This window comes from Falsibacillus albus (assembly GCF_003668575.1).
GTDB lineage: Bacteria > Bacillota > Bacilli > Bacillales > DSM-25281 > Falsibacillus > Falsibacillus albus.
On the sequence record NZ_RCVZ01000002.1, the window covers coordinates 355,538 to 368,941 of the forward strand.

Annotated in this window: 12 protein-coding genes; 2 read left to right on the forward strand and 10 right to left on the reverse strand. The window is 45.0% G+C overall.

Going from position 1 to position 13,404, the window contains the following annotated elements; genetic code table 11:
- Positions 1-10: 10 nt before the first annotated feature.
- Positions 11-1,660, reverse strand: a complete 1,650-nt coding sequence (locus tag D9X91_RS04410; protein WP_121679351.1) for a M20/M25/M40 family metallo-hydrolase — start codon at positions 1,658-1,660, stop codon at positions 11-13.
- A gap of 209 nt (positions 1,661-1,869) precedes the next feature.
- Here D9X91_RS04410 and D9X91_RS04415 point away from each other — a divergent pair, with 209 nt between their 5' ends.
- Entirely contained in the window at positions 1,870-3,168 is a 1,299-nt protein-coding gene (locus D9X91_RS04415; RefSeq protein WP_121679352.1) for an NCS2 family permease, read from the forward strand.
- Positions 3,169-3,555: 387 nt separating this feature from the next.
- On the forward strand, positions 3,556-4,089 hold the full coding sequence (locus D9X91_RS04420) for a dihydrofolate reductase family protein (protein ID WP_121679353.1): 534 nt from the start codon (positions 3,556-3,558) through the stop codon (positions 4,087-4,089).
- Positions 4,090-4,119: 30 nt separating this feature from the next.
- Here D9X91_RS04420 and D9X91_RS04425 read toward each other — a convergent pair whose 3' ends face one another.
- Genes D9X91_RS04425 through D9X91_RS04465 form a run of 9 tightly spaced genes read right to left on the reverse strand, consistent with a single transcriptional unit; the run spans position 4,120 to position 13,260 of the window.
- Positions 4,120-5,532, reverse strand: coding sequence for a dihydrolipoyl dehydrogenase family protein (locus tag D9X91_RS04425; protein ID WP_121679354.1), 1,413 nt, complete (start codon positions 5,530-5,532; stop codon positions 4,120-4,122).
- Positions 5,533-5,534: 2 nt separating this feature from the next.
- Positions 5,535-6,737 carry a dihydrolipoamide acetyltransferase family protein gene (locus D9X91_RS04430; protein ID WP_121679355.1) on the reverse strand — a complete coding sequence of 401 codons (1,203 nt, stop codon included), beginning with the start codon at positions 6,735-6,737 and terminating at the stop codon, positions 5,535-5,537.
- Between the two features lie 17 nt (positions 6,738-6,754).
- Positions 6,755-7,753 (reverse strand): alpha-ketoacid dehydrogenase subunit beta, encoded by a 999-nt coding sequence (locus D9X91_RS04435; RefSeq protein ID WP_121679356.1) that lies wholly within the window; start codon positions 7,751-7,753, stop codon positions 6,755-6,757.
- The gene (pdhA, locus tag D9X91_RS04440; protein ID WP_233569563.1) at positions 7,750-8,817 is read right to left on the reverse strand and encodes a pyruvate dehydrogenase (acetyl-transferring) E1 component subunit alpha; all 1,068 of its coding nucleotides are present in this window, start codon (positions 8,815-8,817) and stop codon (positions 7,750-7,752) included. The genes D9X91_RS04435 and pdhA overlap by 4 nt, the downstream gene beginning before the upstream one ends.
- Positions 8,818-8,844: 27 nt before the next feature.
- Complete coding sequence (locus D9X91_RS04445; RefSeq protein ID WP_121679358.1) at positions 8,845-9,954, reverse strand: Leu/Phe/Val dehydrogenase; 1,110 nt, start codon at positions 9,952-9,954, stop codon at positions 8,845-8,847.
- A gap of 36 nt (positions 9,955-9,990) precedes the next feature.
- Complete coding sequence (locus tag D9X91_RS04450; protein ID WP_121679359.1) at positions 9,991-10,389, reverse strand: thioesterase family protein; 399 nt, start codon at positions 10,387-10,389, stop codon at positions 9,991-9,993.
- 15 nt (positions 10,390-10,404) lie between these two features.
- Entirely contained in the window at positions 10,405-11,202 is a 798-nt protein-coding gene (locus D9X91_RS04455; RefSeq protein WP_121679360.1) for an ABC transporter ATP-binding protein, read from the reverse strand.
- A gap of 3 nt (positions 11,203-11,205) precedes the next feature.
- Positions 11,206-12,234: an ABC transporter permease gene (locus tag D9X91_RS04460; protein ID WP_121679361.1), complete on the reverse strand. Its 1,029-nt coding sequence runs from the start codon at positions 12,232-12,234 to the stop codon at positions 11,206-11,208.
- A gap of 15 nt (positions 12,235-12,249) precedes the next feature.
- The gene (locus D9X91_RS04465) at positions 12,250-13,260 is read right to left on the reverse strand and encodes an ABC transporter substrate-binding protein (RefSeq protein ID WP_121679362.1); all 1,011 of its coding nucleotides are present in this window, start codon (positions 13,258-13,260) and stop codon (positions 12,250-12,252) included.
- Between the last annotated feature and the right edge of the window lie 144 nt (positions 13,261-13,404).

Here is a 13,404-nt window from a genome sequence, read left to right on the forward strand (position 1 = left end):
CATTTTTGATCTAAATATTCCAAAATGCTTTTGTCACTTCCCTGATCACTTTCGGAAGGACGTTGAATGTATATGGTTTATATACTCTTTCTGTCCATTTGTGGCCATCTTGTCCATATACGCCGATATTGATGGAGGGGATGTTCAGTTTCCGGATCCTATCGATCGGCAATGGGTAAAGTTTATCCATCAATGGAATGTTTTTCGTTAAATATTCAATATCCTCATCGGTTTCATGGAGAGAAAGAAAGCTGCCGTCCGCTAAATAGGGGAAAAACCGTCTGATTTCAAATTCTTCCCCGGTTGCTGCACTGATTTCATCCAAACTGGATTCCAAAGCCGCTTTTGTTTTTGTGCCATATTGATTTTCGACGTTCAAATAGTTATGTGGTAAAAATGGCGGGGCAAAGAACACTACGACCCTCGGAGTTTTATCGGTATCAAGCTGCTGAAGCCCCTCCACCAGTTTGAACACTTGCTCCCTTGTTTCAAGGTCTGCATTTTCAGCCAGTACTCTTTCCATAACCTTGTCAGGCTCTCTCCCTTCAGACTTAAGCTTTTCAATCAACTGATACAGTGTGACGACCTCTATCTTCCAAGAAAGATTCCTCTTTGGGTAATGGTGGAGCATGCGAAACTGTTCGTTGCGTTCCATCAACAGCTGTTCATAGTCCTCACAAACCGCAGAAGCAATATGGACCATTTCATTCAATACATCCTTTGCCGTCCGCTCATACATAAAATAATTGAAATAAATCCGGCTGCTGACTGGCGTCTGGACATTATAATGATATTTATCATCCTTTTGATAAAGGCATGAAGGCGGCAAAACAAACTCCCCGCTTATCTTCTCCATCAAAAAAATATTTTGATTGATCCTGCGATTCAGCTCTGAGGTGATATAGGTTGGATCGATTGCCGTCAAACCATCACCGACATGTGCTTCACGGCCGAATGCGTAAAAGCACGGAAGCACCTTCCCAGCGGCGCCGGTATAAATATATCGTTTGCAATCTCCTTCAAAAAGAGGAGAAATAAAGTCATTATTGATCGCTGCCACAATATGAGCATCATCCTTTTCCTCCAGCCTTTCCAACTCCTCCAATGCAGCAATCATTCCAGCATGCTGACTCTCTTCATCTGCATTGAATAAAAGTAGGATGCTGCCTTCCAGTTCATCAGGATGATCCATATAATAAAGCGCATTGGCCATATGAACGGCGATGCCGCTCTGCATATCCAACGCCCCCCTGCCAAACAGCCATTTTCCTGATTCTGCATCCAAACGAACCTTCTCCTCACCTTCATATTGGCAAAAAAATCGCTCTAAATAATCAGGATCATGCGCTTTATCCTGAAGGCTTCCAAAGTCCTCAGTGGAAACCGTGTCAAAATGAGCATGATATAAAACAGTCCGGTTTGATTTTCCTTTAATGAATGCAAATATATTTTTCCTGCCTATTGGGTCATGATCTATGTTTTGTTCCCATAAAAAATCAGGATTTTGCTGATAATAAGGGAACGACTTTAAAATATTTTTGATTTGGATGGATTTTGTAACTTCTCCCTCTGTACCGTTGTAGCTTTTGTGCGCGATTAACGATCTTGTCAGCAGTTCTGCCTGATCTTGCAAGGTTAATTTCCTCAATTGTGAGTACACCTTAACCACGCTCCTTTTCTCTTTTTACTCATCTTATCCTACTAAAATTCATATTGGAAGGGGTTTCATTGAAAAGAGCTGTTCCTGGAAATAGGCGCCTTATTGTGGATAAAATGGACAGTTTTCATAAATCACTTGCATATGCAGAAAAGAACGAATAATATATGATATGTAATAAAATAATGTTCGTGTTTCGGAGGGTTTACTTCATGTTTAATTTAAAAGAAAATGGGACATCGGTTAAAACTGAATTAACAGCAGGCTTAACGACTTTTTTAACGATGGTTTATATAGTGATCGTGAATCCTGTCATTTTGTCGGATGCAGGGGTTCCTTTCAATCAAGTATTTACAGCCACAATCATTGCAACAGTTATCGGGACGCTTTGGATGGCATTAGCCGCAAATTACCCGATTGCCATCGCGCCGGGAATGGGACTGAATGCATACTTTGCTTATTCCGTCGTCGGAAATCAAACCAATATTTCTTATCAAGTAGCATTTTCAGCAGTCTTCGTCGCAGGTCTCATTTTTGTCCTGCTATCTTTGACGCCATTCAGGAAAAAGCTTATTGAAGCGATACCGGATAATCTCAAATATGGAATCACATCTGGAATCGGTCTGTTCATTGCTTTTATCGGGCTGCGTTTGACACATATCATCGTTGCGCACCCTACCAATTTAGTTGCACTTGGCGACCTTCGTGCACCATCCGCACTGCTTGCACTGATCGGATTGGCGATTACGCTGATTTTGATGGTATTGAATGTCAATGGAGCGTTATTCATCGGAATGATCGCAACGGGAATTATTGCTTATTTTACAGGCCAATTGGATTTTAAAGAAGGATTTGTATCGACACCCTCCCTTCCACAAGGGATCATGATCAATCCGCTGCATGCCATCGGCGATGTGTTTCAATATGGGTTATTTGCAGTCGTTTTCTCATTCTTACTCGTGACGATTTTTGATACGACCGGCACCATGATCGGGGTTGCCCAGCAAGCAGGCTTGATGAAAGGAAAATCAATGCCTCGTGCCCGTCAAGCTCTCTTGGCTGATTCCATCGCGACTACTGTCGGAGCCATTTTTGGAACAAGCCCAACGAGTGCCTATATCGAATCTTCCAGTGGGGTTGCCGCTGGTGGACGAACTGGTCTAACTGCTTTGACAGTAGCGATTCTCTTTGTTTTATCGGCATTTTTCGGTCCACTCGTCAGTGCGGTTTCCGGCTTATCGGCGATTACGGCACCAGCATTGATCATCGTTGGAAGTTTGATGATGGGAAGCATCGCAAAAATCAGCTGGAACGAACTTGACGAAGCATTCCCGGCATTTTTGGTCATCATCAGCATGCCGCTTACTTCCAGCATCGCGACCGGAATCGCTCTTGGATTCATTTCCTACCCGATTTTAAAAATCGTCAAAGGTAAATGGAAACAAGTCCATCCACTCGTTTATCTATTTGCTGTACTGTTCTTTTATCAACTCGCTTTTCTACAGCATTAATTTGTATTTGCCCCGCAAGCAAGCTTGCGGGGTTTTTATATGGTTCGGGCATATTTAGATGAGCAGGATCTGATAGCATTACGGACTTTTGTCTGTGGTGGAAGCCATTTTTTTGCGCCTTTGCTACCGGTTTGCTATCCCTGCCTTGAAATTGGCGCTATTCCAGCTTTTTTGCTACCGTTTCGTTTCTCCTCCTTTCCCCTCCAAAATGGGGACATTTCCCTCTACTTCAACGTTGTCTGCTAATAAATCCACTCCTTTCTGGATGTATGAGTACCTCACTCATCGCATGAACTTCACCTAATACCGGATCGCCAGATAAAGTTTTCATTTGGTCAAGTATCTAGTAAAGTAAACATATGAATACATCGGAATGGGGGATTTTCAATGAGCAAGAAAAGAAATATCGTCCTATACATTGCAGCAAGTTTGGATGGCTACATCGCGCGAGAGGACGATTCATTGGATTGGCTCTTTAAGGTCGAGGGTGAAGGGGATAATGGATACTCAGATTTTTACGGGAGCGTGGATTCCATCTTAATCGGAAGAAAGACTTATGACTGGGTGATGGAGCATGAAAAAGGAAATTTCCCATATAAGGATAAGGATTGTTATGTATTTTCCAATACTGAATCTGATGATCATGAATATGTTAAATTCATCAATGGGGACATTGCAGCTTTTTCAAAACAATTAAAAAATCAACCAGGAAATAATATTTGGCTGGTCGGCGGTGGGGGAGTCATCCATTCCTTCATGAAAGAAAAATTAATAGATGAAATTAGATTGACTGTTGCTCCCACCATAATCGGGAAAGGAATCCCGCTTTTTTCAAAGGGAGATTTCGAATTCGAGCTGGAATTAATCGATATTAAGCGCTTCAATCAGTTTGTGGAACTGAATTATGTCGTGAAAAAGTAAATAGCCTGCATACTCGGCAGGCTATTTCATTCACACATTCTGCATAGTTTTAGATTTCTTTTTGGCCTTGGGTGCTTGATGAATGGCCAGACCGAATGCGTCCTCACATGCTTCGAGCAAGCTTTCAGACAGGCTTGGGTGGGCATAGCTCGGAAAAAGGAGGTCCTCATCCCTTGCTACAAGCTCCATTCCGAGGACACCGGTTTGAATCAATTCAACAGCTCCCTCTCCAATAATATGGATCCCCAATAGCCGATCTGATCCTTCTTCAAAGAGGACCTTGACAAGCCCGTCCTTTCGTTCCATGAGTGATGCATATCCGTTGCCACCTAATGCATATACCCCTGAACGAAATGATATTCCCTCCTCTTTTGCCTCTTCTTCCGTGTATCCGACTGACGCAATCGGCGGCTGCGAATGGATGATTCTTGGCATATAGGTAAAATCGGCTTCGGCAGGCTTCCCTTGAATAATATCAATAATCACTTTTGCCTGCTTGATGGCTTTCACAGCGGAAAACGGACCGCCTGTCACATCCCCTGCAGCAAAGATGTGGGAGACACTTGTTTTTCCAGACTGATCGACCCGCACAAAACCGAGTTCATCCATTTCAACCCCGATTCTGTCAATGCCTAACGTCCCAGTATTCCCATGAAAAATGGGGTCCTGATAAACCATGGAAGCTGGGAGTTCGCACATCTCCCCTTTTTTGTCGATAAAATTACATCTTCCACTGTCGCAAACGATTTTCTCCACGGAGTTATAATAGTTGATTTTTGCTTTTTTCATTTGCCTGAGCAATTCTTTTTCAATTGAGGCATCCAGTCCGAAGCCGTTTTGCTCATTTACAACAGAAACTTTGCTCCCGAATGCTGCGTACGCAAATGCGGCCTCAAGGACGATATAGCTGCTGCCGATCAATACGAGATGCGCAGGCAATTCCCTGACATGGAATAACTCATTAACATTTATATTCCATCCGTTCTTTTCACTCATTGCCCCCGTTGCAATAATCGCATCTTGAAATTGATAGATATCAAAATGGTGGTTCGTTTCCACACCGATCCTGTCCTCTGAAAGAAACGCTGCCTCCCCATAAACCACTTCGATTTTATTCGCTTTACAGAGAGCTTCTACTCCTTTTCTTAGCTGATCGATTTTATCACTTTGATACTTCGTGAACCGATTAAAATCAAAAGTATGATCCTCTATGTTCAGCCCAATGCTTTTAAGGTGGTGAAGCTGCTTCAGCTGTTTTCCCGCTTCGGTGGCTGCCTTGGAAGGAATGCACCCTTTATTGAGGCAGACGCCGCCGAGTTCTTCCTTTTCAATGAGCAGTACTTCCTTTCCGTTTTGCGCAGCCCGAATCGCCGCTGAATAGCCAGCTGGCCCCCCGCCGATGATCACGATATCCTTTTCTTGGGCGATTTCTCCAACAACCATGTTTACACCATCTCCAATAGCATTTTTGCCGGATTTTCGATTAACTCAATAAACTGGTTCGTGAATCTTACTGCCGCGACACCGTCTGCAACCCGGTGATCGAATGACATCGACACGTTCATCATGGAGCGGATGACGATTTGATCATCGACGACGGCCGGCCGTTTCTTAGTTTTATGGAATGCCATCAACCCAGCTTCCGGGTGATTGATGATCGGTGTCGCACCAGTGCTTCCAAGAGGACCGACATTGCTGATCGTGAAAGTTCCCCCAGTCAGTTCCTTATGGGATAATTCATTCTGTTGAGCTTTGCTGATCAATTCCTTCATCTCTTTCTGGATTTCGCTTATGCTTTTCTTTTCGACATGATGGATGACCGGAACGATCAATCCTTCTTCTGTATCTACCGCAATGCCGATATTGAATTCTTTCTTCAATTGAATGACTTCGTTTTCCTCATCCAGCACTGAGTTAAATATAGGATGGGCTCTCAATGAAAGCTGGATGGCTTTGATGAAAAAGGATGCAACTGAAATCTTTTCCCCGTCATCCTTTAAGGTTTGAATCAAAGCCAGCAGCTCGGTCATGTCTACTTCATCAAAGTGGCTTACATGCGGAATGGTGAATAGAGACTGGGTCATTTTCTTGGCGATCTGTTTCCTTCTTCCCTTGAATGGTATGGTTTCCCTATTTTCACTTTCGCACACAGGGGCATCTTGCATTATAGCTTTTTCCGAAGGAGAGGCAGGTTCATTTACAAACCGATAAACATCTTCATCGGTGACCCTGCCAGCGGGGCCGGACCCAGTGATTTCCTCGATATCGATTCCCAGATCGCGAGCGATTTTTCTTGTATAGGGAGCGGCTAGGATATTCCGTTTTGATCCCTTTTTGGAAACAAAAGAGATTTGCCTTGTACCTTCGCTTGTTTCTTTCTGCGGTTTATCGACTGTCTTTAATTTCTGTTGTTTTCCGTCTTCAATGATCAGCAGCGTTGTGCCGACCTCGACTGTATTGCCTGTTTGGATCAGTATCTCTTTGACGACACCTGTTGCCGGAGAAGGAAGCTCTGCCGTCATTTTATCCGTTTGTACTTCAACAAGGGGCTGATCGCTTTTTACTTGGTCCCCGACTTTTACAAAATAATGAAGGACTTCTCCTTCGGTCATTCCTTCTCCAATATCATGAAGCTTTAATTCAACCATTCTTCACACCTCCTCCTTTAAAATGTCCAAACTTTGTTGATGGCTTTTTTGATTCGATCCACCGTCGGGATATAATGATCCTCCAATGCTGAGAATGGTACAGGCACATCGAACCCTGTGACTCTCTCGATCGGAGCTTTTAATGACAAAAAGGAAGTATCATTGACCAATGAAATAAGATCTGTTCCGACCCCTCCGGTAGAATGGGCTTCGTGGACAATTACGACCCTCCCCGTTTTCTGGACGGATTCGCTGATCGTTTTCTTGTCTAGTGGGTATAGCGTCCTGATATCTATGACCTCGCAGTGGATATCCTGTTTTTTATACTCCTCTGCTGCTTTTTCGGCAAGCATGACCATCGCTCCCCATGCCAGGATCGTGATATCCTCGCCTTCTTTAAGCACGTTCGCCTTCCCGATATCGACTGTGTATTTTCCAGAAGGGACTCCGCCTTTCGTGGATCGGTAGCATCTCATCGACTCCATGAATAGGACCGGATCGGGATCTTCAATGCTTGCAATCAGCAATCCTTTTGCATCATATGGATTGGATGGACAGACGACCTTGATTCCCGGCATATGAGTAAACAGCGCCTCCACACTGTCAGAATGAATTTCAGGGGCCCTTATCCCAGCACCATATGGAGCGCGGATGACCATAGGAACGTGGTATTTTCCGAGGGTCCTCATTCTGATTCTTGTGGCATGTGTCATGATTTGTTCGAAAGCGGGATAGATAAAGCCGAGGAATTGCATTTCAACAACCGGCAGGAAGCCGTTCAGCGCCAACCCGATTCCCGTCCCGATAATGCCGGATTCGCTTAATGGAGTATCAATGACACGCTGTTCGCCAAATTCCTCAATCAATCCTTCCGTCGCCCTGAATACTCCTCCGTTTTGTCCGACATCCTCGCCCATGACAATTACTTCCTTATGCTCGCTCATCATTGTCCTTAAACCGTCAGTTACCGCTTGCACCAATGATAGCTTTTGTACATTTGCTACAGCTGTCTTCATGCATCCTCACCTCTCATTTGCTGAAGATATTCTTCTTTTTGCTGCTGGATGGTCCACGTCGGACTCGCAAAGACATGGTCGAATATATCTTCCACTTTCGGCTTTGGAAATGCCTCCATTTCCTCCACCGCTTCTTCGATGACCGCCGATGCATTTGCCTGCATTTCAGCAGCCCATTCGTCATCCCAGTAACCTTGATTTTTCAGATAGCGTTCAACCCGCAGCAATGGATCGATCTGTTCCCTTTTTTGGATGCTTTCATCTTGATTGCGATATTTGGTCGGATCGTCAGCCGTCGTATGTGCCCCAAATCTCCAGGTCACGGCTTCAATCAGCGTAGGCCCCTCTCCATTCCTTGCTCGTTCCAATGCTTTCTGCGTTTCGAAATAGACAGCGAAAACATCGCTGCCATCCACTCGGACACCCGGGATTCCGTAAGCAACCGACTTTTGAGCGATTGTTTCAGAATTCATTTGCTTGCTGATGTGTACCGAAATGGCATATTGATTGTTTTGATTGAAAAAGACAACCGGTGCTTTAAATACGCTTGCAAAGTTCAATCCTTCGTGGAAGTCCCCCTCTGATGTTGCACCATCTCCGAAATACACGATTGAGGCATTATCCGTTCCCTTCCATTTTTCCGCCAATGCTGCACCTGTGGCATGCGGAAGCTGTGTTGCGATAGGGACAGCTGGAGGAAAAATGTGCTTGCCTTCAGGAGCGACACAACCTTCTACTCTGCCATTCCAATATAAAAAGACACGTGGAATGGAATGGCCGAAGGTAATACTCGCAGCATGATCACGGTAGGTCGGGAAAAGCCAATCGCCTTCCTTCAGAGCAGATGCACTTCCAACCTGCGCCCCTTCCTGCCCTTCAAAAGGGGCATAAGTCCCAAGTCTTCCTTGCCGTTGAAGGCTGATCGCCTTGCGGTCGAACGTTCTGACAAGAAGGAGTTTCTCATACATCTCTTTTGCCAGTTTTTCATTAATTCGAGCCGCCCCTTCTTCATTCCGGACGTTTCCGTTTTCGTCAATATAGCAAATCGTTTCAAATGTCTCCATCATTGTTTCATCCTTTCCATTTGGGAATTAACTGCGAATGCTCCATTTTGGACGTTTGTGATGGGAGAAAAAGCTGCTTCTCTTTCTTCTCGATTCAATTCGTTTTTCGCAGAACACGTTGGCAGCATGGGCGGTGGATACTCCTTCATTTTCGGAATGCAAATAGATTTCAAGCAATGAATCGTAAATCGCCTTCGTTTTATTCAACACCCGATTCTTATTGGGACCATAAAGCTCATCTGCGACCTGAATCAGTCCTCCGGCATTGACAATATAGTCAGGTGCATAGAGAATGCCCCTGTGATTTAATTGCTCGCCTTGTTCTTCACTAAGGAGCTGGTTATTAGCGGAGCCAACGATGGCTTTCACATTGAGCAGATCAATCGATTCATCATTGATGACTCCACCAAGGGCGCAAGGGACAAACACATCGGCTTCGACGCCGAGAATATCCTGCCCCGCCACGACTTTGATCGATTCATTGCCAATTTCCCTTCCCTTTGAAAGCAGATTCTCAATCGCTTTTGGATTAATATCTGTAACATATAGAGATGCTCCTTGCTCCAACAGTTTTTCAGCCACTTTAAAGCCCACTTTGCCCAATCCTTGGATCGCATACGTTTTTTCTCCCAGGTCCGATGTCCCGAAAACGACTTGGTTGGTTGCTTGGATTCCATATATGACCCCGAGGGCAGTGGGTACGGATGAATCACCGCTTCCGCCATACTCCTCAGGTACGCCGACAATGCAATTTGTTTCTTTTAATGCATGCACAAAGTCATCCGGAGTCGTCCCCATATCAGTGCCGGTATAGAATCTGCCATTCAAAGATTCGACGAATTGTCCGAAAGCCCGAAAAAGCTCCGGTGTTTTGTCCTTTAATGGGTCACCGATAATGACCGATTTCCCCCCGCCGAAATCGACATCCGCCGCAGCGCACTTGTAGGTCATCCCCTTGGATAAGCGAAGCACATCTTCCAGCGCTTCATCGAAGGTAGCGTACGGCCTCATACGGCACCCGCCAAGTGCTGGCCCCAATGTCGTATTATGTATGGCGATGATTGCCTTTAACCCTGTTTCCGGATCATTGCAAAAAACAACCTGTTCATGTTCACGGATATCATTAAATAAATCCATGTGCATTTCCCTCCTTGAGCGATATCGTAAACGCTTTCATTTTAGTGTTGAGCTTTTTATTTTTTGAGTGATATCGGCTTTCGGCAAAATCACCTGGGTCACTTCGCCTAATCCGATCATGCCCGATGCGATGAACGCTTCCGTTTTGGTGATCACCACATTTTTCTTTAATTCGATAAGCGTCGCTCTGACTGTGACGATCGTGCCCTCCCCGGTCGGTGCAACATGCTTGACGGAAACCGCCCCGCCGATACCCTCTTCATGATCCTCCAAATAGGAGAGGATGATTTTTCTTGACGCTAACTCCATGTGATAAACCATCGACACGGTTGAATAAGCTGGATGAACCACTTCTCCTCCGAACTGGGCAAACATTTCCGGGGTCACTTCAAAGGTTACCTCCGCTGTCTGCCCTACCTCCATACCGTCTTTCATGCAAGCAGCTCCTTTCTATATGCTAAGCATGGCGCGGTCATTCGCCATTTGTTCCCCTTTGATTCTCTGAAATTCCTTCAAAAGTTTTTCAATGGTTAATTTATTCTTTTCCTCTTCTTCAACTGCAAGGATTATTTCGCCTTTATCCATCATGATCAGTCGATTGCCCAAGTCCAGTGCTTGTTTCATATTATGAGTGACCATCAGTGTCGTAAGTTGATGCTTTTGGACAATCTCCTTCGTCAACTCCGTAATCAACTGGGCACGAGAAGGATCAAGGGCTGCTGTATGTTCATCCAATAAAAGGATTTCCGGTTCGGTGAAAGTGGCCATCAGTAAAGACAGAGCTTGGCGCTCCCCACCTGAAAGAAGGCCCACCTTGGCATTCATGCGGTTTTCCAATCCCAAATGAAGTGTACTCAATGACTCCCTAAAGAAATTTCGCCGCTTTTTATCTACACCTTTTTTCAGCCCGCGTTTCTGATTGCGTGAGTAGGCCATCGCCAAATTCTCTTCGATTGTCATGGATGGTGCTGTACCTGCCATCGGATCTTGAAACACCCTACCTATAAATCTCGAGCGCTTATATTCTGGCAGTCCCGTTACTTCTTTGCCATCGATTTCAACCGATCCGGCATCAGGTGAGAGTACACCTGAAATGACATTCATCAGGGTTGACTTTCCTGCACCGTTGCTGCCTATGACCGTTACAAAGTCGCCTTTTTCCAGTTTCAAGTCCACTTGATCCAGCGCGACCTTTTCGTCAGGAGTCCCTTCATTGAATATTTTTCCGATATGAGCCAGATTAAGCATCGTTCATCCCTCCTGGTCAGCGGCCATTTTCACGGACGCCATCCGTTCGGCATGCCGTTTGGCCTTTCGTTTTTTCTCCTTCTGCTTATCGATCAGCTTCGGCATGACAAGGGCAAGAATGACGATGACTGCCGTAATCAGCTTCATATCGCCGGTATCCAGAAATTGAACCCTTAAAGCGATGCTGACGACTATGCGATAAACGATCGCCCCCCCTATGACAGCAAGAGTGGTCCTGAAAATGGATTTTGTCCCGAATAGCGCTTCACCGATGATGACCGACGCCAGACCAATGATGATCATACCGATCCCCATCCCGATATCGGCGAACTTTGAATACTGCGCAACAAGGGCACCTGACAAAGCTACAAAGCCATTGGAAATGCCAAGGCCCAAGATGATCAATAAATCTGTATTGGCTGAAAAGCTGCGGATCATTTTCTGGTTATCCCCGGTTGCTCTGAGTGCGAGACCTACCTCAGTCTGTAAAAACCAATCGGTTCCCCATTTTATGAGGAATACCACGATGATCATGAAAAATAGAATTCCCCATGTGGCAGGAAGCCGTTCGACGTGAAGAGAGGAAAAAAGACCATTCATCCAGCCGTCGATTCCTAATGGCTTCCAAAAACTTGCAAACTGTGAAAATAGGGTTTCACTGTTTAAAAGGGGAATGTTCGGCCTGCCGACAGATGTGTCTGAGGTCAATCCCATGATTCGTAAATTAATAGAGTACAAGGCAATCATCATCAAGATTCCAGACAAGAGAGAATTGATCTTCCCCTTTGTGTGCAAAAGTCCTGTGATACAGCCCGCAAAAAAACCTGCCACAAGGGCAAGCACTGTTGCAGCAAGTGGGGAATACCCCATTGTAATCATCGTAGCCGCAACAGCAGCCCCTGTCACAAAGCTCCCATCGACCGTCAAATCCGGGAAATCGAGCACACGAAACGAAAGATACACGCCCAATGCCAATATGGCATAGATGATTCCAAGCTCCACTGAGCCGAATATTGCTACAAATGAGAACATATTCGAATCATCTCCTTATTGTTCAATGTATTCAGCCATGTCGTCCCATTCAGGCTTCAATTCGATTCCCATATCCTTTGCCGCTTTTTTATTGATTTCCAGCTTCAAGTTTTGCGGAAGCTGTACCGGAAGCTCGGAAGGTTTCTTCTCCCCCTTTAAAATCTTCGCAGCCATCTCTCCCGCTTCATGGCCAATGTCGAAGTAATCAAATCCGTAGGCGGCAAAAGCCCCTCGCTTGACGGAATCAAATTCAGATGCCAACAATGGGATGTGCTGTTCATCCGCAACGGAAACAACCGATTCAAAGGCGGATACAACGGTATTATCGGAGACGATATAAAAAGCATCGATTTTCCCGACCAGCGATTCTGCCGCCTGCTTTACGTCAGCAGATGTCGCAACCGAAGCTTCGACTGCTTTTAATCCACCGATATCAGCCATGATTTTTTTCACACTGTCTACCTGTGCACGTGAATTTTGTTCACCGGCATTATAAATCAGGCCGACATTTTTTACATTCAGCTGGTCCTTCATGAATTTAAGAGTATCGGGAATGGCATCTGGATGAGAATCAACGGTTCCGGTAATATTCCCGCCTGGCTGGTCCATTGATTTTACCAGCTCTGCCCCAACTGGATCTGTAACAGAGGTAAATACGATTGGAATATCTTTTGTACTGCTCAGTGCAGCCTGGGCACTTGGTGTGGAATTCGCGAAGATCATATCGACGTTGGAACTGACAAGGTTTGCTGCAATCGTCGTATTCGCTGAAGAATCGCCTTGAGCGTTTTGGACATCATATTTGACATTTAGACCATTTTCTTTCAGCGCCGCCTTGAAGCCATCAAAGGCAGCATCAAGGGATGGATGTTCTACGATTTGTGTGACGCCGATTTTATAAGTCGTTTTGTCTTTTCCTGAACCGGAAGAGTTGCTGGAGGAGCCTGTTTCGGAACTGCCGCATGCTGATAATACGACGGAAGAGGTCAAAATTAACGCCAAGCTTTTTTTCCACAAATGCTTCATGATATATCCCCCTTGATTATCTAATTTAGTTGGTGCAGATTGATCAACTACAATAGATGTCCTAGCCAGGATGAAAACGATTACATTTTATCGTGTTACAAAAAATCAAACAACGTTAATTTAGTGTAATATTAACGTATTTTT